This window comes from Sphingomonas sp. PP-CE-3A-406 (genome assembly GCF_003688625.1).
Lineage (GTDB): Bacteria > Pseudomonadota > Alphaproteobacteria > Sphingomonadales > Sphingomonadaceae > Sphingomonas.
Genome location: NZ_RCWY01000003.1, coordinates 543,338 through 569,910 on the forward strand (window position 1 = coordinate 543,338; position 26,573 = coordinate 569,910).

29 protein-coding genes are annotated in these 26,573 nt (G+C 66.9%); 17 read left to right on the forward strand and 12 right to left on the reverse strand.

The genetic code is table 11. From position 1 onward, the window contains the following. Positions 1 to 48: 48 nt before the first annotated feature. Entirely contained in the window at positions 49 to 840 is a 792-nt protein-coding gene (locus tag C8J44_RS14465) for an SDR family oxidoreductase (RefSeq protein WP_121905068.1), read from the forward strand. A gap of 153 nt (positions 841 to 993) precedes the next feature. Here the strand turns inward: C8J44_RS14465 and C8J44_RS14470 are convergent, their stop codons facing one another. Then, positions 994 to 1,290 carry a 4a-hydroxytetrahydrobiopterin dehydratase gene (locus tag C8J44_RS14470; RefSeq protein ID WP_056054351.1) on the reverse strand — a complete coding sequence of 99 codons (297 nt, stop codon included), beginning with the start codon at positions 1,288 to 1,290 and terminating at the stop codon, positions 994 to 996. A 48-nt stretch (positions 1,291 to 1,338) separates the two neighbouring features. Here C8J44_RS14470 and C8J44_RS14475 point away from each other — a divergent pair, with 48 nt between their 5' ends. Genes C8J44_RS14475 through C8J44_RS14485 form a run of 3 tightly spaced genes read left to right on the forward strand, consistent with a single transcriptional unit; the run spans position 1,339 to position 2,994 of the window. Then, a complete protein-coding gene (locus C8J44_RS14475) occupies positions 1,339 to 1,764 on the forward strand; it encodes a metallopeptidase family protein (protein ID WP_404969215.1) in 426 nt (141 codons plus the stop codon). 19 nt (positions 1,765 to 1,783) lie between these two features. Next, positions 1,784 to 2,356, forward strand: a complete 573-nt coding sequence (gene ccmA, locus C8J44_RS14480) for a heme ABC exporter ATP-binding protein CcmA (protein ID WP_121905070.1) — start codon at positions 1,784 to 1,786, stop codon at positions 2,354 to 2,356. Further along, positions 2,353 to 2,994 (forward strand): heme exporter protein CcmB, encoded by a 642-nt coding sequence (locus C8J44_RS14485; protein WP_121905071.1) that lies wholly within the window; start codon positions 2,353 to 2,355, stop codon positions 2,992 to 2,994. The genes ccmA and C8J44_RS14485 overlap by 4 nt, the downstream gene beginning before the upstream one ends. A 16-nt stretch (positions 2,995 to 3,010) precedes the next feature. Here C8J44_RS14485 and C8J44_RS18805 read toward each other — a convergent pair whose 3' ends face one another. Beyond that, positions 3,011 to 3,136, reverse strand: coding sequence for a hypothetical protein (locus tag C8J44_RS18805; protein WP_259466878.1), 126 nt, complete (start codon positions 3,134 to 3,136; stop codon positions 3,011 to 3,013). A gap of 66 nt (positions 3,137 to 3,202) precedes the next feature. Then, entirely contained in the window at positions 3,203 to 3,640 is a 438-nt protein-coding gene (locus C8J44_RS14490; RefSeq protein ID WP_404969216.1) for a DUF1810 domain-containing protein, read from the reverse strand. A gap of 76 nt (positions 3,641 to 3,716) precedes the next feature. Here C8J44_RS14490 and C8J44_RS14495 point away from each other — a divergent pair, with 76 nt between their 5' ends. Beyond that, a complete protein-coding gene (locus C8J44_RS14495; RefSeq protein ID WP_259466879.1) occupies positions 3,717 to 4,265 on the forward strand; it encodes a hypothetical protein in 549 nt (182 codons plus the stop codon). Positions 4,266 to 4,269: 4 nt separating this feature from the next. After that, positions 4,270 to 4,890, forward strand: coding sequence for a YbhB/YbcL family Raf kinase inhibitor-like protein (locus C8J44_RS14500; protein ID WP_121905072.1), 621 nt, complete (start codon positions 4,270 to 4,272; stop codon positions 4,888 to 4,890). Positions 4,891 to 5,231: 341 nt separating this feature from the next. Here the strand turns inward: C8J44_RS14500 and C8J44_RS14505 are convergent, their stop codons facing one another. Both C8J44_RS14505 and C8J44_RS14510 read right to left on the reverse strand, forming a co-directional pair. Beyond that, entirely contained in the window at positions 5,232 to 6,287 is a 1,056-nt protein-coding gene (locus C8J44_RS14505; protein WP_121905073.1) for a GGDEF domain-containing protein, read from the reverse strand. 68 nt (positions 6,288 to 6,355) lie between these two features. Next, a complete protein-coding gene (locus C8J44_RS14510; RefSeq protein ID WP_121905074.1) occupies positions 6,356 to 6,892 on the reverse strand; it encodes a peroxiredoxin in 537 nt (178 codons plus the stop codon). Between the two features lie 90 nt (positions 6,893 to 6,982). On the opposite strand from C8J44_RS14510, the gene C8J44_RS14515 reads away from it, so the two are divergent. Continuing rightward, the gene (locus tag C8J44_RS14515; RefSeq protein ID WP_121905075.1) at positions 6,983 to 7,816 is read left to right on the forward strand and encodes an inositol monophosphatase family protein; all 834 of its coding nucleotides are present in this window, start codon (positions 6,983 to 6,985) and stop codon (positions 7,814 to 7,816) included. Between the two features lie 494 nt (positions 7,817 to 8,310). Here the strand turns inward: C8J44_RS14515 and C8J44_RS14520 are convergent, their stop codons facing one another. Then, a complete protein-coding gene (locus tag C8J44_RS14520) occupies positions 8,311 to 10,446 on the reverse strand; it encodes an AsmA family protein (protein WP_183128797.1) in 2,136 nt (711 codons plus the stop codon). A gap of 168 nt (positions 10,447 to 10,614) precedes the next feature. Between C8J44_RS14520 and rpmI the strand changes: the two genes are divergently transcribed. The 7 genes from rpmI to C8J44_RS14555 all read left to right on the forward strand — a co-directional run bounded on the left by rpmI (position 10,615) and on the right by C8J44_RS14555 (position 18,334). After that, positions 10,615 to 10,818, forward strand: a complete 204-nt coding sequence (rpmI, locus tag C8J44_RS14525; protein ID WP_031395289.1) for a 50S ribosomal protein L35 — start codon at positions 10,615 to 10,617, stop codon at positions 10,816 to 10,818. A 19-nt stretch (positions 10,819 to 10,837) separates the two neighbouring features. Beyond that, entirely contained in the window at positions 10,838 to 11,203 is a 366-nt protein-coding gene (rplT, locus tag C8J44_RS14530; RefSeq protein ID WP_056054375.1) for a 50S ribosomal protein L20, read from the forward strand. A gap of 209 nt (positions 11,204 to 11,412) precedes the next feature. After that, positions 11,413 to 11,742, forward strand: coding sequence for a GIY-YIG nuclease family protein (locus C8J44_RS14535; RefSeq protein ID WP_121905076.1), 330 nt, complete (start codon positions 11,413 to 11,415; stop codon positions 11,740 to 11,742). 125 nt (positions 11,743 to 11,867) lie between these two features. Then, on the forward strand, positions 11,868 to 12,962 hold the full coding sequence (gene pheS, locus C8J44_RS14540; protein WP_183128833.1) for a phenylalanine--tRNA ligase subunit alpha: 1,095 nt from the start codon (positions 11,868 to 11,870) through the stop codon (positions 12,960 to 12,962). Further along, positions 12,959 to 15,373: a phenylalanine--tRNA ligase subunit beta gene (pheT, locus tag C8J44_RS14545; protein ID WP_121905078.1), complete on the forward strand. Its 2,415-nt coding sequence runs from the start codon at positions 12,959 to 12,961 to the stop codon at positions 15,371 to 15,373. The genes pheS and pheT overlap by 4 nt, the downstream gene beginning before the upstream one ends. Before the next feature lie 186 nt (positions 15,374 to 15,559). Next, positions 15,560 to 16,441, forward strand: a complete 882-nt coding sequence (locus C8J44_RS14550) for an aldose 1-epimerase family protein (RefSeq protein ID WP_121905079.1) — start codon at positions 15,560 to 15,562, stop codon at positions 16,439 to 16,441. Positions 16,442 to 16,765: 324 nt separating this feature from the next. After that, positions 16,766 to 18,334 carry a peptide chain release factor 3 gene (locus C8J44_RS14555; RefSeq protein WP_121905080.1) on the forward strand — a complete coding sequence of 523 codons (1,569 nt, stop codon included), beginning with the start codon at positions 16,766 to 16,768 and terminating at the stop codon, positions 18,332 to 18,334. A 127-nt stretch (positions 18,335 to 18,461) separates the two neighbouring features. Here C8J44_RS14555 and C8J44_RS14560 read toward each other — a convergent pair whose 3' ends face one another. From C8J44_RS14560 to rpmF, 5 genes are all read right to left on the reverse strand, one after another. After that, a complete protein-coding gene (locus C8J44_RS14560; RefSeq protein ID WP_121905081.1) occupies positions 18,462 to 18,848 on the reverse strand; it encodes a MerR family transcriptional regulator in 387 nt (128 codons plus the stop codon). 8 nt (positions 18,849 to 18,856) lie between these two features. Then, positions 18,857 to 19,159 (reverse strand): integration host factor subunit alpha, encoded by a 303-nt coding sequence (locus C8J44_RS14565; RefSeq protein ID WP_404969217.1) that lies wholly within the window; start codon positions 19,157 to 19,159, stop codon positions 18,857 to 18,859. A 92-nt stretch (positions 19,160 to 19,251) separates the two neighbouring features. Further along, positions 19,252 to 20,220, reverse strand: coding sequence for a beta-ketoacyl-ACP synthase III (locus C8J44_RS14570; protein WP_121905082.1), 969 nt, complete (start codon positions 20,218 to 20,220; stop codon positions 19,252 to 19,254). Beyond that, positions 20,217 to 21,245, reverse strand: coding sequence for a phosphate acyltransferase PlsX (gene plsX, locus C8J44_RS14575; RefSeq protein WP_121905083.1), 1,029 nt, complete (start codon positions 21,243 to 21,245; stop codon positions 20,217 to 20,219). The genes C8J44_RS14570 and plsX overlap by 4 nt, the downstream gene beginning before the upstream one ends. Before the next feature lie 41 nt (positions 21,246 to 21,286). Next, positions 21,287 to 21,466, reverse strand: a complete 180-nt coding sequence (gene rpmF, locus C8J44_RS14580) for a 50S ribosomal protein L32 (RefSeq protein WP_056054400.1) — start codon at positions 21,464 to 21,466, stop codon at positions 21,287 to 21,289. Between the two features lie 237 nt (positions 21,467 to 21,703). Here rpmF and C8J44_RS14585 point away from each other — a divergent pair, with 237 nt between their 5' ends. Together C8J44_RS14585 and C8J44_RS14590 are read left to right on the forward strand one after the other, a co-directional pair. Continuing rightward, a complete protein-coding gene (locus tag C8J44_RS14585) occupies positions 21,704 to 22,147 on the forward strand; it encodes an MAPEG family protein (RefSeq protein WP_056054403.1) in 444 nt (147 codons plus the stop codon). After that, positions 22,144 to 23,769 (forward strand): M28 family metallopeptidase, encoded by a 1,626-nt coding sequence (locus C8J44_RS14590; protein WP_121905084.1) that lies wholly within the window; start codon positions 22,144 to 22,146, stop codon positions 23,767 to 23,769. The genes C8J44_RS14585 and C8J44_RS14590 overlap by 4 nt, the downstream gene beginning before the upstream one ends. A gap of 256 nt (positions 23,770 to 24,025) precedes the next feature. On the opposite strand, the gene C8J44_RS14595 is transcribed toward C8J44_RS14590, so the two are convergent. Next, entirely contained in the window at positions 24,026 to 24,685 is a 660-nt protein-coding gene (locus tag C8J44_RS14595; protein WP_121905085.1) for an MBL fold metallo-hydrolase, read from the reverse strand. A gap of 80 nt (positions 24,686 to 24,765) precedes the next feature. On the opposite strand from C8J44_RS14595, the gene pabB reads away from it, so the two are divergent. Then, the gene (gene pabB, locus C8J44_RS14600) at positions 24,766 to 26,526 is read left to right on the forward strand and encodes an aminodeoxychorismate synthase component I (protein WP_183128834.1); all 1,761 of its coding nucleotides are present in this window, start codon (positions 24,766 to 24,768) and stop codon (positions 26,524 to 26,526) included. Positions 26,527 to 26,573 lie beyond the last annotated feature (47 nt).

Sequence of the window (26,573 nt, forward strand, 5' to 3'; positions counted from 1 at the left end):
AACATACCGTAAAATCAAATGACCAAAAATAATAAGGGGAGCGATGTCATGACGCAGCAGAGCATTTTCATCACCGGCGGCGGATCGGGGATCGGCCGTGCGACCGCGGTGCTGTTCGCGCGGAAGGGCTGGCGGGTCGGGCTCGCCGACGTCAACGTCGCGGGGCTTGCCGAGACCGCGGCATCGCTGCCCGACGGCATGGTGAGCACCTACCGGATGGACGTGCGCGACCGTGATGCATGGACAGCCTCGCTCGACGCGTTCGTCGCGACCACCGGCGGCCGGCTCGACGTGCTGTTCAACAATGCCGGGGTGGGCTCGGGCGGACCGCTGGCGGAGACCGATTTCGCCGAGATCGACCGGGTGATCGCGATCAACCTGGTCGGCGCGTTGAACGGCGCGCGGATCGGCTATGCCTATCTCAAGCGGACGCCGGGCTCGTGCCTGCTCAACACCGCGTCGGCGTCGGCGATCTACGGCTCGTCGGGGCTTGCGCCGTACTCGGCGACCAAGTTCGGCATCCGCGCGATCACCGAAGCGCTCGACGGCGAATGGGCGGCGGACGGCATCAAGGTTCGGTCGATCGTGCCGAGCTTCATCGACACGCCGTTGCTCGATTCGGCGGCGGGGAACAGCAATCACTCGATCCGCGAGACGGTGACGGGCGCCGGGCTCGAACTGACCGGAGTCGACAAGGTCGCCGACGCCGCGTGGGAGGCGGTCCACGGCGACAAGGTCCACACCTATGTCGGCAAGACCGCGCACCGCATGGCGTTCGCGGCACGGTGGATGCCGGGCAGCCTGCGCAAACGGATGCGCCGCAGCATGACACGAGGCTGAGTCCGATCCTCCCCCGTCAGGGGGAGGTGGCTGGCGCTTGCCAGACGGAGGGGGAGGAAAGGGGTAACCGCCGTTCCGTGTCCCCCCTCCGTCACCTTCGGTGCCACCTCCCCCTTGCGGGGGAGGATTGATTGGACGCCGTTGTGCAGCCGATCAGGCGTCGCCGACGATCGCGTCGATCGCTTCGGCCATCTCGATATCCCGCGGGCTTAAGCCCCCCGCGTCATGCGTGGTAAGCAGGATTTCCACCCGGTTCCAGACGTTCTTCCACTCCGGATGATGGTTCGCGCGCTCGGCGATCAGCGCGACCTGCGTCATGAACCCGAATGCTTCGACGAAATCGGCGAACACGATCGTCCGCGTGATCGCGTCGCGCGCATCGTCGTAATCCCACTCGTCCAGCCCATCGAGCGCCTCGGCCCGCTCGGTTTCGTTCAGCGCTTCGACCATCCGCGTATCCCTTGCCGCTATCGTTGCCCACCGCGTATGGCTGCTCGCATGAGCGGGCAAGCGACATTCTCCGGCCAGGCACCAGATGCCGACGCGATCGAGGCGATCGCGCGGGCGACGATCGCCAGGCTTCCCGTGCAGTTCGCCGCGCATCTCGGCGACATCGTCTTCGCGGTCGAGGAGTTCGCCGACGACGAGACGCTGGCCGCGCTCGGGCTCGAGCATCCGCTCGACCTGTCCGGGCTCTATCACGGCCGCCCCCTCGGCGAGAAATCATCGATGGACTCAGGCACCATGCCCGACCGCATCGTGCTCTACCGTCGCGCGATCCTCGAGGAATGGATCGAGACCGGCGTTCGCCTCGACGACCTCGTCGCGCATGTCACGATCCACGAGATCGGCCATCATTTCGGTCTCAGCGACGATGACATGCACGCGCTGGAAGAGTCCGTGCCCGACGATAGCGGTTCATGAGCGCGACCGGGCGGGCGGCATGACGCTCGTCTTCGACGCGGTGGCGTGCGTGCGCGGCGGGCGGCCGCTGTTCGCCGACGTGTCGTTCGCGCTCGCGCCGGGCGATGCGGTGGTCGTCACCGGGCCCAACGGGATCGGCAAGTCTAGCCTGATCCGCATCGCCGCGGGCCTGCTCGCGCCGTCAGAAGGCACGGTGTCGTGCTATGCTGGGATCGCGTTGCTGACCGAGGCAAGCGCGCTCGACGTCGACCAGACATTGAGCGCGGCGCTGCGGTTCTGGGCGATGCTCGACCGGACGCCCGATCCCGCCGGCCGCGTCGCGCGTGCGATCGCCGCGCTCGACCTGACCGCGCTGTCGGACATCCCGGTACGCCTCCTGTCGACGGGCCAGCGCCGCCGTGCCGCGCTGGCACGCGTCGCGGCGAGCGGCGCGCCGGTGTGGTTGCTCGACGAACCCGCCAACGGGCTCGATGCCGAGTCGATCGCACGGCTGCGGGCATTGCTCGCCGAGCACCGCGCGCAAGGCGGCATCGCGCTGATCGCCACGCACGTCGCGCTCGACCTGCCGCATGCCGCCGAGGTGGCGTTGTGATCGCGCTGATCCGCCGGGATCTGCGCCGCAGTGTGGCGAGTGGTGGCGCCGTCCTGGTGGTCGCGTTCTTCCTGCTGGTGGCGATCCTGTTCCCGCTCGCGATCGGCCCGGACGGTGCGCTGCTGGCGCGGATCGGTGGCGGCGTGATCTGGACCGCGGCGCTGCTGGCGGCGTTGCTACCGGTCGAGCGGCTGATCGCGCCGGATCTCGACGCGGGCGTGTTCGATCAGCTTGCCGTGCGCGGGCTGTCGATGGCCGCGGTCGCGACCGCCAAGACTATCGCGCACTGGCTGAGCTTCGGTCCGCCGCTGATGCTGGCGGCGGTGATCGCCACGGGTTTGTTCGACCTGTCGCTCGATACGCTGGTCCGCGTCGAGCTTGGGTTGCTGATCGGGACGCCCGGCTTGGCCGCGCTCGCCGTCGCGACGAGCGCGCTGGTCGCAGCGGTGCGCGGCAGCGGCGCGGTGGTCGGGCTGGCGATGCTGCCGCTCGCTGTCCCGCTGTTGATCTTCGGGGCGGGCGCGCTCGATCCCGCAGGCGGGGCCGGCGCGATGAAACTGCTCGCTGCGGTCAGCCTTGTGCTGGTCGCAGGCGCGCCGTTCATCGCTGCCGCCGCCATTCGTGCCGCGCTGGACTAGCGCCGCACGCCGCAGGTTAGTTGAGCGTGGTCATTTCCACGGCCTTGCCCTTGCTGGTCGGGTTCGACGCATTGGCTTTCGGCGCCTTTTCGGCCTTGGGCTTGCGGACTTCCTTGTTCGACTTCTTCTGGCTCTTCGCCATGACGACACCTCAGGGAGCGGAACGCCCCGCCGTCATGGTACACGGTTACTGCGTCATGCGCCCGTCTTATCGCGCCTGGTCCTGGTCGAGCAACGCGATCGTCGCGGGATCCTCGGCCCCGCCGAAGAACCGGTCGAGCGCGGCGCGAAACGGCGTCGGATCGTCGGCGACGCGCGCGAACAGCGTCATCGACGAGCGCAGCTTCACGGCATCGATGCAGCCGAGGATCGTTTCCGCCGAACCACGCGCGCGCGTCACCGTTTCGGTCGCATCGATCAGGCGAGGCCCGAGCACGGGATGCGCAAGATAGCCGCGTGCCTCGGCCGCCGAGGCGATCGCATAGGTCCGCGCCATCGCGCTGTGGCCGAGCCCGGCGATCTGCGGAAAGACGAACCACATCCAGTGGCTGCGTTTCGCACCCGCGCGCAGTTCGGCGAGCGCCTGTGGGTAGATGCCGTCTTGCGCCACGACGAACCGTTCGAAATTCTGTACCATGTGGAGCATGGTGGTCTTCGGAGGCTCCGACCGCAACCGGTTTGCCCGCAAGCGCGTTGGATGCGTAACGAACGAGGACAATGCCATGACGATGCCCATCAAGACGGTGATCGCGGTCGCACTTTTCGCGACGCCGCTCCTGCTGGGGGCGTGCGGCAAGAACGACGATGCGGCGAACGCGCCCGCGCCGAGCGGCTTCACACCACCCGAGACGCGCGCACCGACGCCGATTCCGGGGCAGGCGCAGACCACGCCGATCACCGCCTATGTCGGCAAATATCCGCACGATGCCGTCGACGGCGTCGGGTTCTTCGACCGCACCGAGGTCGCGACCGGGCTGGTCGAAGCGGTCGGCGATGCCAAGCTGCGCGAGACAATCCGTGGCCGGACGGGTCCCGAGACGCCGATCTTCACGATCAAGCGCGCCGGCACCACCGGCGACGGGACACGGATCGCCGCCTGGGGATGCGAGGAGCATAATTGCAGCGATCGCAACTGGACGGTGCTGGTCGACCCCAAGGGCGGCAAGACCCAGGTCTGCTATCACGACGCCGACAAGATGGGCGCGAAAAGCGAATGGTACGCAGGCGGCGCCCCCGAGCGGCGCGACGACACCTGTCCTTCGGAGGGCTGAACCGATGCTCGAACATATCCCTGCATGGCTGGGTCAGGCGATGAGCGGTCTGCGCGCCGGCGAGGATAAGCTGGCCGTCTCGCAGGTCTGCGGCGACACGCCGGCGTCGATCGACCTTTCCAGCCCGGCGTTCGCGCATGGATCCCGCCTGCCGCCGCGCTTCACGCTGGACGGCGAGGGCGTGTCGCCGCCGCTCGTCTGGAGCGACCCGCCGGCCGGGACGGCAACGATGGTGCTGATCGTCGAGGATCCCGACGCCCCGGCGCCGCAGCCTTTGGTCCACGCTATCGTCTGGGATCTCGATGCGGATGCTGGCCGTCTCGCGGAAGGCGCGATCGTCGCCGATGGCGCGGGGGAACCGGGGGGACGCGATGTGGGCCGCAATTCCTATCTCCGCGAAGGCTGGTTGCCGCCCGATCCGCCGAGCGGGCACGGTGAGCATCGCTATGTCTTCCAGCTGTTCGCGGTGGGTGAAGGCGCGGGCGATCCTGGAGCGACTCCGGGACGGTCTGCGGTGATCGAGGCTATCACGGGCCATGTGCTGGCGGCGGGGGTGTTGATCGGGACCTATTCGCGCGATCAGGCGGCGCCGGTCGGACCGATCGGGGATGCGGCGGTGGCGTGAACGACGTCTCGTTCTGCGCACGCGTCTCGCGGTCGAGGAATAGACGTAATCGCGATCAGGCGATCGGGATAATCGGTGCGGCGGTGGTGATCGCGACGGCGGCGAAGAACAGTGCGCCGACGAACGAGATGGCGATACGCTGAGCGGTTTCGAAACGGAGCGACATGGGGATTTCCTTCGGTTTTTCGGGGAGCCGGACCATCCGGCCTCCGATACCGAAAGCTTTGCATGCACCATGCCAGTTTCTTAAGTCATTGCGCTGGCTGGAGTTTTTCTAGAGCGACCCACGCCATTGGGAAATCGCACCAGATCGCGTGCGCAAAACACGCCATTTTACGGGATCAGGCGGCGCAGATCCGATCGCGGCCCTGTTCCTTGGCCGTATAGAGCAGGCGGTCGGCACGCGAGAACGCGATTCCCGACGTTTCTTCAATATGGATCGCGGTGATGCCCGCCGAAAAGGTGATGCTTCCCAGCGGCGCGTCGGTCTCACGGTTGCGGTATCGCTTCGCCGCCACCGTCGCGCGAACGCGATCGAGCAACTTGGCCGCATCCGACAGGGTTTTGCCCTTGATCAGCAGCGCAAACTCCTCGCCACCGTGGCGGACCACCAGATGCGGTGCGCATTCGCTCGACAACGCCTGTCCGATCGCGATAAGAACGCGGTCGCCGACGCCGTGCCCGTGGAGGTCGTTGACGCCCTTGAACCGGTCGATGTCGCACACCGCCAGGCAATAGGGTCCGGCATCGAGGTCGCGCTCGGCGAACGCCTCCTCGAACGCGCGGCGGTTGGGCAGGCCGGTCAGCATATCGCGCCGGGCGATGTCGTGCGCCTCGACCAGCTTGGTGCGCAGGATATCGGCTTCGGCGGTGGCGGCGGCGAGTCGCACTTCGCTGTCGTGGATCCGACCGATCATCATGGTGGTGATCTGCGTGATCTCGTCGATCTCGGCGATCTGCTTGATCGCAGCGGCGCTCTTGGCGAGATCGCGGCCGAAGCCCCGCGTTTCGTCCTGCATCGTCCGCATGATCTGCGTGAAGTCTTCGACATGGTGCTGCGTTTCGACGACCAGCGAAATCGCGCTGTCGACGCCGGTTTCCGCGGCGACGTCCGACGCCTGGACGGAGGCGGGGCGGTGCGCCGCCGGGGCGCCGGCGACGACCTGACCGCCGAGTCGCTCGATATCGTTGCGACTCAGGCGGACCCCGCCATCGGTCAGCCGCGCGACCGCGATCGCCAGCGGCTGGTCGGGCGCCGATAGAACGGCATGCGCGAAGTGGTAATGCGCGGGGTCGGGGCTCAGGCGATGCTCGTCAAGGAACCTCCCGATACGCTCGTACAGCGAGTTTCTTGGGTCTGCCCCCGATACCGGCTTGGCCGCTTGCGCGTCCCCCATGACTTCCTCCGCATCCCCACCAAAGGCATAGACCCGAAAGCGTTAGCATATTGTCACCAGAACGGCAGCTATTTGCCGGTCAGCTTTTCCACTGCCGCCAACGTCGTCGCGACATGCTGGGCGGGGTTCATGTCGTCATGCACGAACGCGACCCGGCCGTCCTTGGCGATCACGTAGCTGGTGCGCTTGGTCACCGTGCGACCCATCACCGGCTTGCCGAGTGCGACGTCATAGCCCTTGACCACGTTAGGCCCTGCGCTCGCGACCGCGAACTTGCCCGCGCACTTCTCGGCCGAGAACTTGCTGAGCGTCTCCACGTTGTCGGCCGACATGCCGATCACCGTCGCGCCGGCTTTGGTGAACGCAGGGATCGCCTCGGCGAACGCGTGCGCCTCGGCGTTGCAACCGCCGGTGTAGGCGGCGGGGAAGAAGTACAGCACGACGGGGCCCTTCTTGAGCTGTTCGGCGAGATGCACGGTGAAGATCTTGCCGGCGATCGCCCCGCGAGTCGTGAAGTCGGGCGCCTTGGCGCCTGGCGCGAGTGCGGCGAACGCCGGCGTTGCGACGAGCAGGGCGGCGGCGGCAAGGGTCTGGACGAGGCGCATGGACGTTACTCCGGTTGGATTGCAGCGACCTACGCGCACGCGGATGATCCGTCCATTGCTCGCGACGGCTGCGGCCGATAGGCAGAGGGCATGCCAGTCACCCAAGCCGATATCGACCTCGCGCACCGCCTCGCGGATGCTGCGGGCAACGTCATCCGACCGTATTTCCGCCATGAGCACGGCGTCGAGATCAAGGACGACCAATCCCCCGTCACGCGCGCCGACCGCGAGGCCGAATCAGCGATGCGCCGGCTGCTCGACGCCGAACGTTCGGGCGACGGCATCGTCGGCGAGGAGTTTGGCGAGAAGCCGGGCGTCACCAACCGCAAATGGGTACTCGACCCGATCGACGGCACGCGCAGCTTCACCGTCGGCCGCGCGATCTTCGGCACGCTGATCGCCTTGGTCGAGGATGGCTGGCCGGTGCTCGGGATCATCGACCAGCCGGTCCAGCGCGAACGCTGGGTCGGAGTCGCGGGCCGCCCGACGACGCTCAACGGCGTCCCCGTCCGCACGCGCGCCTGCCGCGAACTGGCAGGCTCGACGATCGCCACCACCAGCCCGCATCTGTTCGACGAGGTCGACGTCCCGCACTATTTGGCGCTGGTCGCGGCAATCTCGGGCGGCAACCCGCGGCAGGGGCCTGTCTATGGCGGCGACTGCTACAATTACGGGCTGCTCGCGAGCGGGCATCTCGACGTGGTCTGCGAGTCGGGGCTCAAAATCTACGACTTCGCCGCGCTGGTGCCGGTGGTCGAAGGGGCAGGCGGCATGATGTGCGACTGGAATGGCGACCCCCTGACCGCGGCGAGCGAAGGCCATGTTCTCGCTATCGGTGACCCCGCGCGGATGGACGACGTGCTGGAAGCGATGCACCGGGTGCGCGATGACGGGCACGATCACACCAGCCACGATCACGGATAAGAATTCCCCTCCCGCCTGCGGGAGGGTCTAGCGGAAGTGCCCAGGCCGTCGGGGGCATGTCTCCCCTCCTCCAAGCGGCAGGGGAGCAGCAGGGCGGCATCGCAAAGCGCAACGCCCCCACATCACCACCCCCCATCCGTCATCCCGGCGGGCGCCGGGACCCACGGACACGGCACGTTGGTCGTCGGAGCTAACCCTACCATGGGCCCCGGCGTCCGCCGGGGTGACGGGGTGGGTGCGGTGAGAAGACGATGGTCTTGCGGTGATCGCGACCCAACCCAGGCACCGCGCGCTATTCGAACGGGCGGCCTGTAATCGGCCTCCTGCGTCTCCACCGCCATGCCACGCTCACTCCCCTATCCGTCATCCCGGCGGACGCCGGGACCCATGGATCCGGCACGCCAGCCGTCGAAGCAGGTCCAACCATCGACCCGGACGTCCGCCTGATCCCCGACCGAGCAAGCTAGGGAAGGGGCGCTAGTTTCGCGCGCCCCTCAGAAAATCCCGAGAAACTTCTTCCGCTGACCCTTCTTCTCCGCCGCAGACGTCTTCCCGTCCTCGGCCTTGGCCGTCGTCCCATGCCCGACGTCATCGCGCGGCTGGCCCTTCGTCGTTCGCTGCGCCGCCGCCGTCGCCCCGGCCAGTACAGGACCGCACGCCGTCGACTTCGCATCGCCGACATCGACGAACGCCAGGATCCCCGCAACCGGCGTCGCGACCAGTGCCAGCCCGAGCCCGCTGCCGACCCGCGTGAGCAGATCCTTCGAGATCACGTTCAGCTTCGGCGCGGCGAACATGCCGCCGACCCCGATCGGCGACTGCCCCGCGAACAGGCTGAACTTCTTCGAATCCGCACGAAATGCGAGATCGACCGCCTCGTTGCGGAAACTGAACCCGCCGCGCCCGACGATCACGTTCTTGCGCGTGTCGATCAGGATCGGGTCCGCCGCCGCAACGCCGCCGCGCACGGTGAAGCCGATCAGCCCGCAATTCATCTGCACCGGCTCGTTCAGCTGGCCCTGGAACATCCGCTGCGCGAACGTGCCGATATCGAGCTCGGCGAGCTGCACGTTGCGGACCGACAGCGCGCCCGACGGCAGCACGAACGCGATCCGGCCGCGTGACGATGCGAGCGAATCGTGGATCGAATCGCCGCGTCCGTCGAGCTTGATGCGACCCTTGACGGTCCCGGTCGTCCCGGCTTCGGTCAGGCCATAGCCCTTGAGCAGACGCCCCAACGGCGTCGGCGCGAGGCGGATATCGTACGAGACCGCGCTCGGCCGTGCGCGCGTATCGAAGATCACGTCCGAAGCCACGTTGCCGCGCGCCATCGAGAAGGTCAGCGGCGACAGCGCCAACCGCCCACGCTCCAGATCGAGCGTCAGATCGATGTTTGAGATCGGCAGGTTGCGCGACTTCACCACGCCGATCGTCCATTTCAGGTCGGCATCGAAGATCTGCATCGTCGCGACCGGCAGGTTCCCGTCGGGGAGCAGGCGCTGTGGTGCGGCGCCCGTCGCCGCTGCCGCCGCGACAGCCCCCTTCGATTCGACGATGTCGGGATTGAAGCCGATGAACGGTGCCGCATCGATGATGTCGAGGCTCTTGGTCGTGAGCACCGAATCGAGATGGATGCGCTCGCCGTTGATGATCGTCAGCTTGCCCGCGAGATCGGTTCGGCCTGCAAAGCCACGCAGATGCGTGAAGGCGTATTCGTCGCCCTGCTTGATCAGCTGCGCGCGCAGTTTGTAGGTCCGCGTGTTCGGGATCGCGACGTCGATCACACCCAGCAGCGTCGAGAGATTGGCGCCGCGCGCGGTCACGGCGAGCGGTACGTTCTCGACATCGGCGATACTTGGCAGCGTCCCCGCGACGTCGATGATGTTCCCCGCCGCCCGCGCCCGCGCGACCAGCTTGTTCTGCCCGCGATTGGCGGTCGCGTCCGGCGACAGGAGCTGCGCGGTCACGGTGAACGGCGTCTCGCGCAACCGCCCCTTGCCGGTCAGCCCGACCGCACGCCCAATCGTCGCATCCACCGAGCGGATATCGGCGATGTTGAGGTCCGCGACGATCCGCATCCGCGGGTCGAGATAGCGCACCGACGTGCCCGTCACCGTGGCCACGTCGATCCGCGGAAACTCGAGCGGCTTGCCGCCCTTCTTCTCGGAGAACGTCCAGGTGTTCGCGCTATGCGGCTTGTTCCACTCCAGATCGACCGCGCCGTTGACGAGATCGAGCCAGTACAGCCGCCGCTTGCCGAAGATCAGCGACAGCGGCGCGATCCGCGTGTCGAGCTTGTCCGCGCGGAACAGGTTCGGCCGGCTTGCCCAGTCGGGGTTCGAGAGCGTGAAGTTCTCCGCGTACAGCTTGATGCGGAACGGCGCGAAATAAAGCTGGAAATCGCCGCGCACGGTCAGCGTCCGGTGCGTCAGCGACCCGACGACGCGCTCGAACGGATGCTTCAGGAAGCGCCCCTTGGTGATGTACAGCACCAGCCAGATCGCGACGATGACCGCGACGATCCCGAGCAGGATGTTGCGCAGTATCCGCCGCTTGCGACGTTTTTGCGCAGGGGCTGCTTCCGGGGCCGCGGGAGGGGTCTCGATCGGCTGCGTCGGGCTGTCGTCCATGCTTGGCCTATCGCACGACAGCCGCGTCAGTTCCACAACGGTTGATATGGCGGATCATTGCGTCTATGCGGCCCGCTTCCTCGAAGGGAACGCGTTCGACGAATCGCCCGGCCAGTGTGGGCTGCCGCGGCGATTTCAGCGTCCTCCTTCGTAACCGAAAGGATAAAAATGCCCAAGCTGAAGACCAAGAGCGGCGTCAAGAAACGCTTCAAGCTCACCGCCACCGGCCTGCTCAAGCACGGCGTCGCCGGCAAGCGTCACCGTCTGGCGCATCACAACGGCAAGTACATCCGTCAGAACCGCGGCACCAAGCTGCTGTCGAAGGCCGATACCGCAGCAGTGAAGGCCTGGGCGCCTTACGGCCTGCGTTGAGCTGAGAAGGAATTAGACAATGGCACGCGTAAAACGGGGTGTTACCACCCGCGCCAAGCACAAGCGTATTTTGGTTCAGGCGAAGGGCTATTATGGCCGTCGCAAGAACACCATCCGCATCGCCCGTCAGGCCGTCGAGAAGGCCGGACAGTACGCATATCGCGACCGCAAGGTTAAGAAGCGCACGTTCCGTGGCCTCTGGATCCAGCGCATCAACGCCGGCGTTCGCGCCGAGGGTCTGACGTATTCGCAGTTCATGCACGGCGTGAAGCTGGCAGGGATCGAACTCGACCGGAAGGTCCTGGCCGACATCGCCATGCACGAGGGCGCTGCATTCAGCGCCATCGTCGCCCAGGTGAAGGCGGCTCTCCCCCAGGCTGCGTAATTCGCGACTGAGGCGAGTTTCGGGAGGGCGTCGGTGGAGATACCGGCGCCCTTTCTGCGTTTGGAGGCGGAGCACTGCCCGCCCTCAAACCGTCATTCCCGCGAAGGCGGGAACCCATAACCTTCGAACCGTTGTGATTACCCCCAACGTCAGCCAGTATGGGTTCCCGCCTACGCGGGAATGACGAAGTTGTAGCGAGGGGATAGCGGATGGACTGGCAGCCGTGCGTCTACATCCTAGCCAGCGGCCGGCACGGCACGCTCTATATCGGCGTCACCTCCAACCTGCTCGGTCGCATCCACCAGCACCGAGAAGGCTTGATCAAGGGCTTCACCTCCCGCTACGGCATCCATCGGTTGGTGCACTACGAAATCGCCGATACGATGGAAGCGGCGATCACGCGCGAAAAGCAGCTGAAGAAGTGGAACCGCGACTGGAAGCTGCGGTTGATCGAAGAGAGCAATCTCGATTGGGACGATCTGGCGATCGGGCTGGGATTCCCCCCACTCCGCCATTCCCGCGCAGGCGGGAATCCATAACCGCTACGGTGATGACGACCGACCCGGTAGCGCATATGGATCCCCGCCTGCGCGGGGATGACGAGTAGAGCGATAGAGACCCGCGAAATTAGGATGGCGAAACAGTGACGCAAGACCTGAACCAGATGCGCGACCACATGCTGACGGCGATCGCCACCGCATCCGGGCTCGACGCGCTCGACGCGTGCCGGGTCGAGGCTCTCGGCAAGCAGGGCACGATTACCGCGCTGCTGAAGACGCTCGGCAAGATGACGCCGGACGAGCGTCTCGTCCAAGGCCCGCTGATTCAGGGGCTCCGCGAAGCCGTCGCCAACGGCATCGCCGAGCGCAAGGCCACGCTCGAACGCGCCGCGCTCGACGCGCGCCTCGCCAGCGAAACGCTCGACATGACGCTCCCCGCGGATGCGACGCCCGCCGGCACGATCCACCCCGTCAGCCAGGTCATGGACGAACTCGCCGAGATCTTCGCCGACCTCGGTTTCGCGGTCGCGACCGGTCCCGAGATCGAGACCGACTGGCATAATTTCACCGCGCTCAACATCCCCGAGACGCACCCCGCGCGGGCGATGCACGATACTTTCTACCTGCAGCAGGGGATCGACGCGAAGGCTGCCGGCACCGCCGACGAGAAGACGACCTTCTCGCTGCTCCGCACGCACACGTCGCCGGTCCAGATCCGCACGATGTTGAGCCAGAAACCGCCGATCCGCGTCATCGCGCCGGGCCGCACCTACCGTTCGGATTCCGACGCGACGCACACGCCGATGTTCCACCAGGTCGAGGGCCTCGTGATCGACAAGGGCATCACGCTCGGCCACCTGAAGTGGACGCTTGAGACGTTCGTGAAGGCGTTCTTCGAGCGCGACGACATCGTCCTCCGCCTGCGCCCCAGCTACTTCCCGTTCACCGAGCCCTCGGTCGAGATCGACGTCGGCTATACGCTGGTCAAGGGCAAGCGCGTCGTCGGCGGCGCCGAGCCCGATGGCTGGCTCGAGATCCTCGGCTCGGGCATGGTCCACCGCAAGGTTATCGAAGCCTGCGGACTCGACCCCGACGAATGGCAGGGTTTCGCGTTCGGTTGCGGGATCGATCGCCTGGCGATGCTCAAATACGGCATGGACGACCTCCGCCCGTTCTTCGACGGCGATATCCGCTGGCTCAAGCATTACGGCTTTTCGAGCCTCGACGTCCCCACCTTGTCCGGCGGAGTCGGCGCATGAAGTTCACGCTCAGCTGGCTCAAGCAGCACCTCGAAACCACCGCCACGCTCGACCAGATCGTCGAGGCGCTGACCCGCATCGGCCTCGAAGTCGAAAGCGTCGAGAACCCCGGCGAAAAGCTTGCCGCGTTCAAGATCGCAAAGGTCCTCAGCGCCGAACGCCATCCGCAGGCCGACAAGCTCCAGATCCTGTCCGTCGATGCCGGTAACGGTCCGCTCCAAGTCGTCTGCGGCGCCCCCAACGCGCGCGCCGGGCTGGTCGGCGTGTTCGGCGCACCCGGTGCCTATGTCCCCGGCCTCGACGTGACGCTCAAGCTCGCCAGCATCCGCGGCGTCGAATCCAACGGCATGATGTGCTCGACGCGCGAGCTGGAACTCGGCGAGGATCACGACGGCATCATCGAACTGCCCGAAGACGCCCCGATCGGCACGCCGTACCCCGACTATGCCGGCCTGACCGACCCGGTCATCGACGTCGCAATCACGCCCAACCGCCAGGACTGCATGGGCGTCCGCGGCATCGCACGCGACCTTGCCGCCGCGGGCCTCGGCACGCTCACCCCGCTGACGTTCGATACGTTCACGAGTGAGGGCGCAGGTCCCGACGTCCGCACCGACGACACAGCCAGCTGCCCCGCGTTCTTCGCCCAGACCGTCACCGGCGTAACCAACGGCGAATCCCCCGAGTGGATGCGCCGCAGCCTCATCGCGATCGGCCAGAAGCCCATCTCCGCGCTCGTCGACATCACCAACTATCTGATGATCGACCTCGGCCGTCCGCTCCACGTCTACGACCGCGCGAAGCTCTCCGGCGGCCTCGTCGCGCGCAAGGCAAAGCACGGCGAACAGGTCGTCGCGCTCAACGGCAAGACCTACACGCTCGACGCGACCATGACCGTCATCGCCGACGACGCGGCCGTGCACGACATCGGCGGCATCATGGGCGGCGAGCATTCGGGCGTCTCGGCGGACACTACCGACGTGCTGATCGAATGCGCGTATTTCGATCCCGACCACATCGCGCGCACCGGCCAGAAGCTGACGCTGACCTCCGACGCGCGCAGCCGCTTCGAACGCGGCGTCGACCCCGCCTTCCTCGAAGACGGCCTCGCGATCGCCACCGCGCTCGTGCTCCACATCTGCGGCGGCACGGCGAGCGACGTCACCCGCTCGGGCGAACCCCCGCTAGACCCCCGTGTGATCCACTACGATCCGCGCTTGAGTGCAGACCTCGGTGGCCTCCACGTCGCCCCCGAACGCCAGGCGCGGACATTGTTGTCGCTCGGCTTCACGATCGGCGCGATCCAGTCGGCCGACGCGTTCAGCGACGCGCTGTTCTCGACGATCGAGGGCAAATGGCCGGTCATGATCCCGAGCTGGCGGCGCGACGTCGACGGCCCCGCCGACCTCGTCGAGGAAGTCGTCCGCATCGAGGGCATCGACAATATCCCCTCGACGCCGCTCCCCCGGATGCCCGGCGTCGCGAAGCCGACCGCCACGCCCGAGCAGAAGCTCGAACGGCGCGCGCGCCGTGCCGCCGCCGCCCGAGGGCTCGACGAGGCGGTAACGTGGAGCTTCCTCTCCGAAGCCGAAGCAGCCGCCTTCGGTGGCGGCGCGTGGACGCTCGCCAATCCGATCAGCGAAGACCTGAAAGTCATGCGTCCGTCGCTGCTCCCCGGCCTGCTCGCCGCGACGGGACGCAACCTCAAGCGCGGCCAGCAGAGCGTCCGTCTGTTCGAGATCGGCCGCCGCTATCTGGCGGACGCCGAACGCGCGACGCTAGGCGTAGTCCTCGCCGGCGACCGCCGCCCCCGCGGCTGGCGCGATGGGAAAGCGGCGGCCTTCGACGCGTATGACGCGAAGGCCGAAGCGCTGGCGCTTCTCGCGGCATCGGGCGCGCCCGTCGATAACCTGCAAGTGATGGGTGAAGCGGGCGACGCATGGCACCCCGGCCAGTCCGGTACGCTTCGCCTCGGGCCGAAGACAGTGCTGGCGAGCTTCGGCATGCTCCATCCGACGGTGCTGAAGGCGTTCGACCTCGACGGCGCGGTTGCCGCGGTAGAAGTCTACCTCGACGCCATCCCGCCCAAGCGCGCTATCGGCTTTGCCCGTCCGGCTTACACGCCGCCAGCGCTGCAAGCCGTCCGCCGCGATTTCGCCTTCCTCGTGCCGGCGGCGCTCGCCACCGACACGCTGGTCCGCGCGGTCAAGGGGGCGGACAAGGTCGCGATCGTCTCGGCCCGCGTGTTCGACGTGTTCACCGGGGCAGGGGTGGAGGACGGCCACAAGTCGGTCGCGGTCGAGGTCGTCCTGCAACCGACCGCCAAAAGCTTCACCGACGAAGAGATCAAGGCGATCGCCGACAAGGTGGTAGCGGCCGCCGCAAAACAGGGCGCGAGCCTGAGAGGATAACGCTCCCCCAACACCACCCCGGCGAAGGCCGGGGCCCAAGTGGAAAGGCCGGTGTAACGGAGCGATGCCCTTCGTTATCACCGTCCCCCAATTGGGCCCCGGCCTTCGCCGGGGGGGTGTGAGGTGAGGTGGAGTGAGGTGAGCGTTTTGAAGCCTCGCGCGTTTGAAGCTCACGGAAGGAATCCCATGACCGACCTGATCACGATCGCCAACGACCACCTCACTGCGCAGATCAACCCGCACGGTGCCGAGCTCACGCACCTCCACGACGCCGACGGCCGCGAGCTGATGACCAACGCCGACCCGGCCTTCTGGACCGGTCACGCCCCGATCCTCTTCCCCGTCGTCGGTGTCGTCAACGAAGGCGTCATCCGCCTCGACGGCCAGGCCTACCCGATGCAGAAGCACGGCTTCGCGCGTCATTCGACGTTCGACATCGTCGCGCAGTCGGAAAGCTCCGCCACCTTCCGCCTCACCGACAGCGAGGAAACCCGCAAAGCCTACCCGTTCGCGTTCGCACTCGACATCGTCTTCACGTTAGACGGCGCGACGCTGACGCTCGAGGCGCACATTCACAACCGCACCGACGCTGCGATGCCGGCAAGCTTCGGTTTCCACCCCGCCTTCGCCTGGCCGCTCCCCTATGGCGAACCCCGCGCCGATCACCGCATCACGTTCGACGCCGACGAGCCCGGCACGCTGAAGGCGATCAGCCCCGACGGCCAGATCGCCATCGACGAGCGTCCCTCGCCGGTCGAGGACCGCGTCATCGCCCTGCGCGACGAACTGTTCGCCAAGGACGCGCTGGTCTGGGACCCGATCCACTCCGACGCCGTCACCTACGGCGCCAAGGCCGGCCCGCAGTTGAAGATCGCTTTCCCCGATACGCCCAAGCTCGGCATCTGGACCAAGCCCGGCGCGGCCTATGTCTGCGTCGAACCCTGGCACGGCATCGCCGACCCCGAAGGCTATACCGGCGACTACCGCGACAAACCCGGTGTGTTCGAGATCGCTGCGGGCGGTACGAAGCGCATCGAAATGAGGGTGACGCTGGTCCAGGAGCACTGACGAACCCCCCTCCCTGAAAGGGAGGGGCAGGGGGTGGGTCGGTGTCCGCATCACGGCACGGTTGCGACCAAAGCTGACCGACCCACCCCCCCCTTCCAGGGAGGGGAGAGCGTTGCCTTTGGGGAGCAGAGTCGCTCCTGCCACCGGTCCTCATCGAGGCCCCCTCTGTCCTACACGCCCCGCATCTGCCAATAGCACGCGATGATCGCTGCATGCCTCCTCCTCCCGATCCCGCCGCGTCCCGCGCGGGAAGGGGATTGCGAGCGGCACGTAGCCTGAACTTCCTTACCTTCCGAGCCCAGCTCGGCGCACTGGACCCACGCCATGACCCAATTTCCCCGCCGCACCTTCGCGATCATCTCGCATCCCGATGCCGGCAAGACCACGCTGACCGAGAAGCTCCTCTATTTCGGCGGCGCGATCCATCTCGCCGGAGAGGTGAAGGCGCGCGGCCAGACCCGTCGCGCGCGCTCCGACTGGATGAAGATCGAGCAGCAGCGCGGCATCTCGGTCACCTCGTCGGTGATGACGTTCGAGCGGCAGGGGATCACCTTCAACCTGCTCGACACGCCGGGCCACGAAGACTTCTCCGAAGACACGTATCGCACGCTGACCGCGGTCGACTCGGCGGTCATGGTGATCGACGCCGCCAAGGGCATCGAGCCGCAGACGCGGAAACTGTTCGAGGTCTGCCGCCTGCGCAACGTGCCGATCATCACCTTCGTCAACAAGGTCGACCGCGAGGGGCGCGATCCGTTCTCGCTGCTCGACGAGGTGGCCGAGATGCTCCAGCTCGATGTCTGCCCGATGAGCTGGCCGGTGGGCATGGGCGGCGAGTTCGAGGGCGTCTATGATCTCTACGCCAACATGCTGAGCCGCCCCGAAGGCGACAGCCGCGAGTTCATGGGCAAGGCGATCCCGTTCACCGGCATCGACGATCCCGCACTCGCCAAGATCCTCAGCCCCGAAGCGATGGTCCGCCTGAACGACGAGGCCGAACTCGCACAGGGCGGCTATTCGAGCTTCGATCCCGAGGCCTATCGCGCGGGCAATTTGACGCCGGTCTATTTCGGCTCGGCGCTGAAGGACTTCGGTGTCGCCGAACTGATCGCCGCGCTCGCCGACTATGCCCCGCCGCCGCGCGCGCAGCCTGCCGAGCCAGCCCCCGTCTCCCCGGATGAGCCCGAAGTCACCGGGTTCGTGTTCAAGGTGCAGGCGAACATGGACCCCAACCACCGCGACCGCATCGCGTTCATGCGGCTGTGCTCGGGCGTGTTCAAGCGCGGCATGAAGCTCACGCCGACCGGCCACGGCAAGCCGATCGCGGTCCATTCGCCGATCCTGTTCTTCGCGCAGAACCGCGAACTGGCGGACGAGGCGTTCCCCGGCGACATCATCGGTATCCCCAACCACGGCACGCTCCGGGTCGGCGACACGCTCAGCGAGAAGGCCGCGATCCGCTTCACCGGCCTGCCGAACTTCGCGCCCGAAATCCTGCGCCGCGTCGTGCTGAAGGATTTCACCAAGACCAAGCAGTTGCGCAAGGCGCTCGACGACATGGCCGAGGAGGGGGTCACGCAGGTGTTCTACCCCGACATCGGCTCGAACTGGATCATCGGCGTGGTCGGACAGCTCCAGCTCGAGGTGCTGCTCTCGCGACTGGATGCGGAGTACAAGGTCGCGGCCGGGCTCGAACCCGCTCCCTACGAGACCGCGCGCTGGATCACGGCGGAAGACCCGCTCGAACTCAAGACCTTCGCCGAGATCAACCGCGGCGCGATGGCCAAGGACCGTGACGGCAACCCCGTCTTCCTAGCCAAGAGCGCCTGGGAAGTGAACTACATCGCCGAGCGCTACGCCAAGATCCGCTTCGCGGCGACGCGCGAGCGGTAAGCCCCCTTCTTGCCCCCCTCCCTGAAAGGGAGGGGCCGGGGGTGGTTAGGCCGGCTCGTGCCACTGCCGTGCGAGCTTGTGGAAACCGACCCACCCCCGACCCCTCCCTTCCAGGGAGGGAAGAATGTCAGTCGGCCGCGAGCGCTTCTGCCAGCATGTCGCGGATCGCGCGCAACGCGGTCATCGGCGACTCCGCCTGCGCGACGATCTCGCCCGGTCCAGGAATGGCGGGTGCGCGCTTCTCAGCCCCCAGCAACTGCTGGACGCCGCGCACGGTATAGCCCTCGCGGTTGAGATACTGGTCGATCCGCCGCACCAGCGCGACATCCTCGGCGCGGTAATAGCGCCGGTTGCCCGCGCGTTGCAGCGGCTTCAGCTGGGGAAAGCGCGTTTCCCAGTAGCGCAGGATATGCTGCGGCAGGCCGGTATCGCGCGACAGTTCGCCGATCGTCCGAAACGCCGCACCGGCCTTTTGCCCCCCGGCATCGGGTAGTACGTCGTCGGTATCAGGCATGTCGGGCGTCAGTCCGCCTCGACGATGCGTTCCCGCATCATCTGGCTGGCGCGGAACGTCAGGACGCGGCGCGGTGCGATCGGCACCTCGATGCCGGTCTTCGGGTTGCGGCCGACGCGCTCACCCTTGTCGCGGAGCACGAACGTCCCGAACCCCGAAATCTTGACGTTCTCGCCCTGCGACAGCGCCCCACACATCTCGGTCAGGATCTGCTCGACGATCTTGGAGGAATCGGAGCGCGACAGCCCGACCTCCTTGTGGAGCGATTCGGCCAGATCGGCCCGCGTCAAAGTACCCGTCGTCATGTTCATCAAGCTCCCACACTCGGCGAACCTCCTACACAAGCGCGGGAGCGACCGGAAGAACTTTTGTTCTACAAGTGAATCGAGATGTTTCGAAAGGATTAGAAGCGGATAACCGCGGCACCCCAGGTGAACCCGCCGCCCATCGCCTCTAGTACGACGATCTGTCCTTGTCGGACACGTCCGTCGCGCACGGCGACGTCCAACGCGAGCGGAACAGAGGCCGCCGAGGTGTTCGCGTGCTGGTCGACCGTGACCACGACCTTCTCCGGCGCGAGGCCGAGTTTCCGCGCAGTCGCGTCGAGAATCCGTGCATTCGCCTGGTGCGGCACGACCCAGTCGACCTGATCCGACGACAGCCCGGCCATCGCCAGCGACTCGGTCATCACCGAAGCCAGGTTGGTGACTGCGTGGCGGAACACCTCACGGCCCTTCATGCGAAGCTTGCCGACGGTGCCGGTCGTCGAGACGCCGCCATCGACATAGAGGAGTTCGTTGTGGCGGCCATCGGCGTGCAGCTTGGTCGTCAGGATGCCGCGACCGCCGTCATCGGCCGTGTCCTGTGCCTCCAGCACGATCGCGCCAGCGCCGTCGCCGAACAGCACGCAGGTCGTCCGGTCTTCCCAGTCGAGGATGCGGCTGAACGTCTCGGCACCGATCACCAATGCGCGCTTGGCGACGCCGCTGCGGATCATGCTGTCGACGACCTGGACCGCGTACAGGAAGCCCGAGCAGACCGCGGCGACGTCGAACGCGACGCAATCGTTGATGCCGAGCATAGCCTGCACCTTGGTGGCGCTGGCGGGGAAGGTCTGGTCCGGTGTCGCGGTGGCGAGCACGATCAGGTCGATGCTGTCGGCTTCGATCCCAGCCGCGGTCAAAGCCGCGCGGCACGCGTCCGCGGCCAGCGTCGCGGTCGTCTCGCCTTCGCCGGCGATGTGACGGAAACGGATGCCGGTGCGCTCGACGATCCACTCGTCGCTGGTATCGACCTGCTCCGCGAGCTCGGCGTTGGAGACGCGGCGCGCGGGCAGGGCGGAACCGGTGCCGATGACCACAGACCGGATCATGCCGCCTTCTCCACGCTGCCGAGATCGTCGGCGATGCGCCGGATCAGGTCGTTGCGGACCATCTTGGCGGCGTTGCCGATCGCCGTCGCGACGCCGCGCTCGGTGGCGCCGCCGTGGCTCTTCACGACGATGCCGTTGAGCCCGAGGAAGACCGCGCCGTTGTGATTGTTCGGATCGAGGTGATCGCGCAGCAGTTCGGTCGCCGGTCGCGAGATCAGGAAGCCAAGCTTCGACCGGACCGAACTACGGAACGCGCGCTTGAGCAGGTCGGCGACGAATCGCGCGGTGCCCTCGGCAGTCTTCAGCGCGATGTTGCCGGAGAAGCCGTCGCACACGACCACGTCGACTTCGCCGCGCGACAGCCGGTCGCCTTCGATGAAGCCGTTGAACTGCATGTCCACGGCCGGCGTCGCGCGCAGCTGAGCGGCGGCATCGCGGATCTCGTCCGTGCCCTTCATGTCCTCGCTGCCGATATTCAGCAGCGCGACGCGAGGATGCGGGATGTCGAGCGCGGTGCGCGCATAGGCGGCGCCCATGATCGCGAACTGGACGAGGTTGCGCGCATCGCACTCGGTGTTCGCGCCGAGGTCTAGCATCACCATGTCGGTGTCGCCAAGCGTCGGCAGACGCGCCGCGAGGGCCGGCCGGTCGATCCCGGGCAGCATCCGCAACGACAGCTTCGCCATCGCCATCAGCGCGCCGGTATTGCCCGACGACACCGCGGCGGCGGCGCGACCCTGTTTCACCAGGTCGATCGCGATGCCCATCGACGTCTTCTTGGCGCGACGAATCGCCTGGGTCGGCTTGTCGCTCGACCCGACGACTTCCGGCGCGTGGACGATCTCCGAATGCTGCGACAGGTTCGGATGAGCCTTCAGCCCTTCGCGAATCGCAGCTTCGTCGCCGACCAGCAGGAAGCGCATGCCCTCGAATTGATGACGCGCGCGCGCGACACCGGCGAGCATCACTGCCAGCCCGTCATCGCCACCCATCGCATCGACCGCGATCCAGCCGCTGTCGGGCATCGCTTATCCTTCGTTCAAGTTAGAGGTTCCGGACGGAAGCCTCAGCCCTCGATCGAGAGGATTTCGCGACCGTTATAGTGACCGCACGAACCGCACAGGTTGTGCGGACGCTTCAGTTCGCCACAGTTGGGGCATTCCTGGAACGACGCGATCGTGAGCGAGTCGTGGCCACGGCGCATGCCGCGCTTGGAGGGCGAGGTTTTTCTTTTGGGGACGGCCATTTCGGCACCTTGTTCAATCTAAAGGTCGGGGCTCCGAGTACGTCCGGACACGGGACACAGGCAACCGACAAGAATGCCGGCCGCCTGAAGCAACCCATGCGGCCTGACGCTCGCGAAGCGTGGCGCTATAGCGATTTCACCCCGCGTTGCAAGCTTTGGCCCCCCACGTTGCAACCCCTGATGTCCAGTGGCAGGGCATGCGCCTGACAAAAGACCTGATATTCGAGGGGCAACGCCGTGATATTACCCGTAACGCTGACGATCGCCGCGGCCGCCGCCGTCGTCAACCTGTGGCTCGCCTTCCGAATCGTGCCGATGCGCGTGAAGGATAACGTGCTGATCGGCGACGACGGCAACCAGCGGCTGCAGGCGCGGATGCGCGCGCACGCCAACTTCACCGAATACGCGCCGTTCATCCTGATCCTGATCGGGCTGATCGAGCTTGCCGGCGGATCGACGCTGTGGCTGTGGATCGCTGGTGCGGTGTTCGTGATCGCGCGAATCGCTCATGCGTTCGGGATGGACCGGACGACATCGAGCGTGCCGCGGGCCGGGGGTGCGCTGGCGACCTGGGCGCTGATGGCGGTGCTCGCCGGCTGGGCACTGACGATCGCGTATCAGGCGAACAGCGTGCCCACTGCCAAGACCTTCCAGGTCGTGCCGTCGGGTGGCCGGGCATGAGCGCGCTTCGCTATCTTACCGTTGCCACGCTGCTGGCTGCCTCACCGGCCGTCGCGCAGGTATCGCCAGAGCGGTTGTCCGCCGACGTGAAGACGCTCGCCTCCGACTCGTTCGAGGGCAGGGCGCCCGGCACCCCCGGTGAGACCAGGACGATCGCCTGGCTGATTGCGCAGTTCAAGGCGATGAAGGCACAACCCGGCGGCCCGAACGGTAGCTGGACGCAACCCGTGCCGCTCGTTCACACGCGGATGGGCGCGGGCACCGTCCGCGCTGGCGACACCGCGCTGGTGCAGGGCCGCGACGTCTATCTCAGCACCGTCCGCGGCGTCGACCGCGTCGTCATTGCAAACGCACCGATGGTGTTCGTCGGCTACGGCGTCAGCGCGCCCGAGCGCGGCTGGGACGACTTCAAGGGCCTCGACCTCAAGGGCAAGGTCGCGGTGTTCCTCGTCAACGATCCCGATTTCGAGGCGGTCCCAGGCGACGATGCGAAGGGCAAGTTCGGCGATCGCCGGATGACCTATTACGGCCGCTGGACGTACAAATACGAGGAGGCCGCGCGACGTGGCGCGGTCGGCGCGCTGATCGTCCACGACACGGCGGGCGCGGGGTACGGCTGGAACACCGTCACCGCCCCCGCCGGCGAGAATTACGACATCGTCCGGAAAGACCCCGAATCGCGGGTGATGCTACAGGGCTGGCTCGAAGGTGGCACAGCGACGCGGTTGTTCGCGGCTTCGGGCCTCGACCTGGCGGCGTTACGGAAAGCGGCGCGGCGGAGCGACTTCCGCCCGGTCGCGCTGAAGCAGGCGTTCACCACCGACTTGCCGGTCAAGCACGACACCGCCGTGAGCCAGAACGTGTTGGCGAAGCTGCCGGGCAAGACGCATCCCGACGAGGTCGTGATGTTCGGCGCGCACTGGGACGCTTACGGCATTGGCGCGCCCGATGCGCAGGGGCGCACCATCCGGCCCGGCGCGAACGACGACGGCCTAGGCGTGGCGGGCGTCCTCGAACTCGCGCGCAATTTCGCCAAGGCCCCGCGCACCGACCGCAGCCTCGTCTTCGCGCTGTGGAGCGGCGAGGAGCGCGGGTTGCTCGGTTCGGAGACCTATGCGGTGAACCCGGTCTATCCGGCCGCCAAGACGGTCGCCAACCTGACGCTCGACATCCTCCAGACCGCAGGCCCCGCAAAGGACGTCATGCTGGTCGGCGCCGGCCAGAACAGCCTCGAGGACATGCTCGGCGATGCGGCGAAAGCGCAGGGCCGCGTCGTGACGCCGGAAGCGCTCCCCGAACGCGGGCTGTTCTACCGCGCCGACCATTTCTCGGTCGCGCGGCGCGGCGTGCCGACCTTACTGCTGATGGCGATCAGTGGGGCGCCGGATCTGGTCAAGGGTGGCCGGACTGCGGGGCAGGCGTGGCTCGACGGCTATATGAAATGCTATCACCAGACGTGTGACGCTTGGGGCGCCGACTGGGACCTGCGCGGGGCGGCGCAGGACGTGGAGTTGTTCAAGACGATCGGCACGAAGCTGGCGAACAGCCGGTTGTGGCCCGAGTGGCGCGACGGGTCGGAGTTCAAGTCGGTGCGGGCTGAGACGGCAGCGGAGCGAAAGTAAGACCAGCCCTCACGCTCGCAACCACCCCGGCGAAGGCCGGGGCCCAGTTGGAAAGGTGGCAGTAACAGAGCGCGACGCTAGCCAAACCTCGTCCCCCAACTGGGCCCCGGCCTTCGCCGGGGTGGGGCCGTTGAATGGTGGTGCTTCTGTTTCTTGTTCCCCCGCGAAGGCGGGGGCCCAGGGGCCAAGCGTACCACCCTTGGTTGAATCTGGGCCCCCGCCTCCGCGGGGGAACAGCTAGGGTTGCAAGCGGACGCTACCCCGCCAAAGCCCGATCGCTAACGAACATATTCGTCGCCCGCTCATGCGCAAACGTACTCGCCGGCCCATGCCCCGGGATAAAGCTAGTATCGCTCCCCAGCGGCCAGAGCTTCTCGACGATCGACTTCACCAGCGTCTCATGATTCCCCCCAGGCATGTCCGATCGCCCGACCGACCCCTGGAACAACACATCCCCCACCTGCGCGAACTTCGACGGCGCGTGGTGGAAGATCACATGCCCCTCGGTATGTCCCGGCGTCTCGTACACATCGAGCACCAGATCCCCGACCGACACCGTATCACCCTCGACCAGCCACCGGTCCGGCTCGAAATTCACCCCCGAAATCCCGTATTTCGGCCCGTCCTGATCGAGCCGCTGTAACCAGAAGCGATCCGCCTCGTGCGGCCCCTCGATCGGCACGCCGAGATCGTTCGACAGCCGCTTGGCGCCTCCCGCATGATCGATATGCCCATGCGTCAGCAGGATCTTCTCGACCGTGACCCCCGCCTGTTCGACCGCCGCCATGATCCGCGGCAGGTCGCCGCCCGGATCGATCACCGCCGCCTTCATCGTCGCGGTGCACCAGATGATCGTGCAGTTCTGCTGGATCGGCGTAACGGGCACGATCGCGGCGCGGAGTGGTGGATTTGTCATGCCGCCGAAATAGGATGACGCGGCGGTTGGAGCAATCGCCGCTTGCGGTTTACCCCATCGCCCGTGCAACAGTGAAGGCGATGTGGACCGCGCCCTACGTGTTGCTCGATGACGCCCGCGCGGCAGGCGCCCCGGCGCGAGTGTACCGCGATCCCGTCCGGATCGTCCGCGCCGATACGCTCGCCGAAATTCTCCCCGCACTCGACGCCCTCCGCGACGCCCGCAAGGAAGGGCTGCATGCCGCCGGGTATCTTACCTACGAAGCCGGCGCCGCACTCGCCTCGAGGCCCGTCGACGTCGGCACCGAAGGCCCGCTGCTCTGGTTCGGCCTGTTCGCCGAGTACCAGACGATAGCACCCGAAGACGTCGCCGCGTTGCTCCCCGACCCTGCTGGCGCGTGGACCGGTGCGCCCGAGCCGCTGATCGACCGCGCCACCTACGACGCCAGCCTGTCGCGCGTGCTCGACCTGATCGCGGCGGGCGACATCTACCAGGCCAACCTCACCTTCGCCGCCACCGTCCCGTTCGTCGGCGACCCGCTCGCGCTCTACGCCCGGCTACGGAGTCAGGCGAAGGCGGGCTATGGCGCGCTGATCGACACTGGCGAGACGCGCTTCCTGTCGCTGTCCCCCGAACTCTTCTTCGCGCTTGACGGCGACACGCTCACCTGCCGCCCGATGAAGGGCACCGCACCGCGCGGCGACACGCCCGACACCGACCGCGCGCTCGCCGAAACACTCGCCGCCGACCCCAAGCAGCGCGCCGAAAACCTCATGATCGTCGATCTGATGCGCAACGACCTGTCGCGCGTCGCCACCCAGGTCGCGGTCCCCGACCTGTTCACCGTCGAGACCTATCCGACCGTTCACCAGATGACCTCGACGGTCACCGCAACCCTGAAACCTACGTGCGATGCGGTCAACGTCCTGACCGCGTTGTTCCCCTGCGGATCGATCACCGGCGCGCCGAAACAACGCGCGATGGAGGTCATCGCCGAGGTCGAGTACGCGCGCACCCGCGGCATCTACACCGGTTCGATCGGCCGTTTCGACGCGAACGGCGACGCGATCTTCAACGTCGCCATCCGCACATTGGCAATCCAGGACGGCGCGGCGACGATGAGTCTCGGCTCGGGCATCGTCGCCGACAGCGTGGGCGATGCGGAGTGGGACGAATGCCATGCCAAGGGCGCCTTCGTCACCGCCGGCCAGCGCCGCTTCGACCTGATCGAGACGATGGCGTTCGACCCCGAGGCCGGCCTGACCCGTCTCGAAGCGCATCTCGCGCGGATGAAGGCTAGCGCCCAGGCCTTGGGCTTCACCTTCGACCGCCACACCGCGCGCAACGAACTCCAGGCCGCGACCTTCCGGTTGCGCGGACCCCGCCGCATCCGCTTGTTGCTCAGCCCGTCCGGCGCGATCGCGATCGAGGCGGCGCCGCTCCCGCACTCGCCTGCGCAAGCGACCGTTGCGATCGTTCCGCTGCCGGTGGCCGCGACCGACTTCCGGCTCCGCCACAAGACAAGCGCCCGCGCCTTCTACGACGACGCGCGGAAAGCCGCGGGGACGTTCGAGGTCGTGTTCGAGGATGCGGAAGGCTTCCTGACCGAAGGCAGCTTCACCTCCCTGTTTGTCCAACGCGGCGCAGCACTCGTCACGCCGCCGCTACGGCATGGCCTGCTCCCGGGCATTCTCCGCGCCGACTTGCTCGAATCGGGCCGCGCAACCGAGGCGCCGCTGACCAGAGCCGACCTGACCGCCGGATTCTTCATCGGAAATGCGGTCCGCGGGCTCATTCCTGCCATCGTTACGGTTGCGAATTCGGCCGATCGGCGCGTATAGCGCCCGCGAATTCCGCGGCGACGCTCGCGGACAACCGCAAAGGTTAC

What these genes read in the sequence shown, in the direction of transcription:
- C8J44_RS14465 (WP_121905068.1), top strand. Translation starts at nt 49, where the DNA reads ATGACGCAGCAGAGCATTTTCATCACCGGCGGCGGATCGGGGATCGGC.
- C8J44_RS14470 (WP_056054351.1), bottom strand. Translation starts at nt 1,290, where the DNA reads ATGGTCGAAGCGCTGAACGAAACCGAGCGGGCCGAGGCGCTCGATGGG.
- C8J44_RS14475 (WP_404969215.1), top strand. Translation starts at nt 1,339, where the DNA reads ATGAGCGGGCAAGCGACATTCTCCGGCCAGGCACCAGATGCCGACGCG.
- ccmA (WP_121905070.1), top strand. Translation starts at nt 1,784, where the DNA reads ATGACGCTCGTCTTCGACGCGGTGGCGTGCGTGCGCGGCGGGCGGCCG.
- C8J44_RS18805 (WP_259466878.1), bottom strand. Translation starts at nt 3,136, where the DNA reads ATGGCGAAGAGCCAGAAGAAGTCGAACAAGGAAGTCCGCAAGCCCAAG.
- C8J44_RS14490 (WP_404969216.1), bottom strand. Translation starts at nt 3,640, where the DNA reads ATGCTCCACATGGTACAGAATTTCGAACGGTTCGTCGTGGCGCAAGAC.
- C8J44_RS14495 (WP_259466879.1), top strand. Translation starts at nt 3,717, where the DNA reads ATGACGATGCCCATCAAGACGGTGATCGCGGTCGCACTTTTCGCGACG.
- C8J44_RS14500 (WP_121905072.1), top strand. Translation starts at nt 4,270, where the DNA reads ATGCTCGAACATATCCCTGCATGGCTGGGTCAGGCGATGAGCGGTCTG.
- C8J44_RS14505 (WP_121905073.1), bottom strand. Translation starts at nt 6,287, where the DNA reads ATGGGGGACGCGCAAGCGGCCAAGCCGGTATCGGGGGCAGACCCAAGA.
- C8J44_RS14510 (WP_121905074.1), bottom strand. Translation starts at nt 6,892, where the DNA reads ATGCGCCTCGTCCAGACCCTTGCCGCCGCCGCCCTGCTCGTCGCAACG.
- C8J44_RS14515 (WP_121905075.1), top strand. Translation starts at nt 6,983, where the DNA reads ATGCCAGTCACCCAAGCCGATATCGACCTCGCGCACCGCCTCGCGGAT.
- C8J44_RS14520 (WP_183128797.1), bottom strand. Translation starts at nt 10,446, where the DNA reads ATGGACGACAGCCCGACGCAGCCGATCGAGACCCCTCCCGCGGCCCCG.
- rpmI (WP_031395289.1), top strand. Translation starts at nt 10,615, where the DNA reads ATGCCCAAGCTGAAGACCAAGAGCGGCGTCAAGAAACGCTTCAAGCTC.
- rplT (WP_056054375.1), top strand. Translation starts at nt 10,838, where the DNA reads ATGGCACGCGTAAAACGGGGTGTTACCACCCGCGCCAAGCACAAGCGT.
- C8J44_RS14535 (WP_121905076.1), top strand. Translation starts at nt 11,413, where the DNA reads ATGGACTGGCAGCCGTGCGTCTACATCCTAGCCAGCGGCCGGCACGGC.
- pheS (WP_183128833.1), top strand. Translation starts at nt 11,868, where the DNA reads ATGCGCGACCACATGCTGACGGCGATCGCCACCGCATCCGGGCTCGAC.
- pheT (WP_121905078.1), top strand. Translation starts at nt 12,959, where the DNA reads ATGAAGTTCACGCTCAGCTGGCTCAAGCAGCACCTCGAAACCACCGCC.
- C8J44_RS14550 (WP_121905079.1), top strand. Translation starts at nt 15,560, where the DNA reads ATGACCGACCTGATCACGATCGCCAACGACCACCTCACTGCGCAGATC.
- C8J44_RS14555 (WP_121905080.1), top strand. Translation starts at nt 16,766, where the DNA reads ATGACCCAATTTCCCCGCCGCACCTTCGCGATCATCTCGCATCCCGAT.
- C8J44_RS14560 (WP_121905081.1), bottom strand. Translation starts at nt 18,848, where the DNA reads ATGCCTGATACCGACGACGTACTACCCGATGCCGGGGGGCAAAAGGCC.
- C8J44_RS14565 (WP_404969217.1), bottom strand. Translation starts at nt 19,159, where the DNA reads ATGAACATGACGACGGGTACTTTGACGCGGGCCGATCTGGCCGAATCG.
- C8J44_RS14570 (WP_121905082.1), bottom strand. Translation starts at nt 20,220, where the DNA reads ATGATCCGGTCTGTGGTCATCGGCACCGGTTCCGCCCTGCCCGCGCGC.
- plsX (WP_121905083.1), bottom strand. Translation starts at nt 21,245, where the DNA reads ATGCCCGACAGCGGCTGGATCGCGGTCGATGCGATGGGTGGCGATGAC.
- rpmF (WP_056054400.1), bottom strand. Translation starts at nt 21,466, where the DNA reads ATGGCCGTCCCCAAAAGAAAAACCTCGCCCTCCAAGCGCGGCATGCGC.
- C8J44_RS14590 (WP_121905084.1), top strand. Translation starts at nt 22,144, where the DNA reads ATGAGCGCGCTTCGCTATCTTACCGTTGCCACGCTGCTGGCTGCCTCA.
- C8J44_RS14595 (WP_121905085.1), bottom strand. Translation starts at nt 24,685, where the DNA reads ATGACAAATCCACCACTCCGCGCCGCGATCGTGCCCGTTACGCCGATC.
- pabB (WP_183128834.1), top strand. Translation starts at nt 24,766, where the DNA reads ATGTGGACCGCGCCCTACGTGTTGCTCGATGACGCCCGCGCGGCAGGC.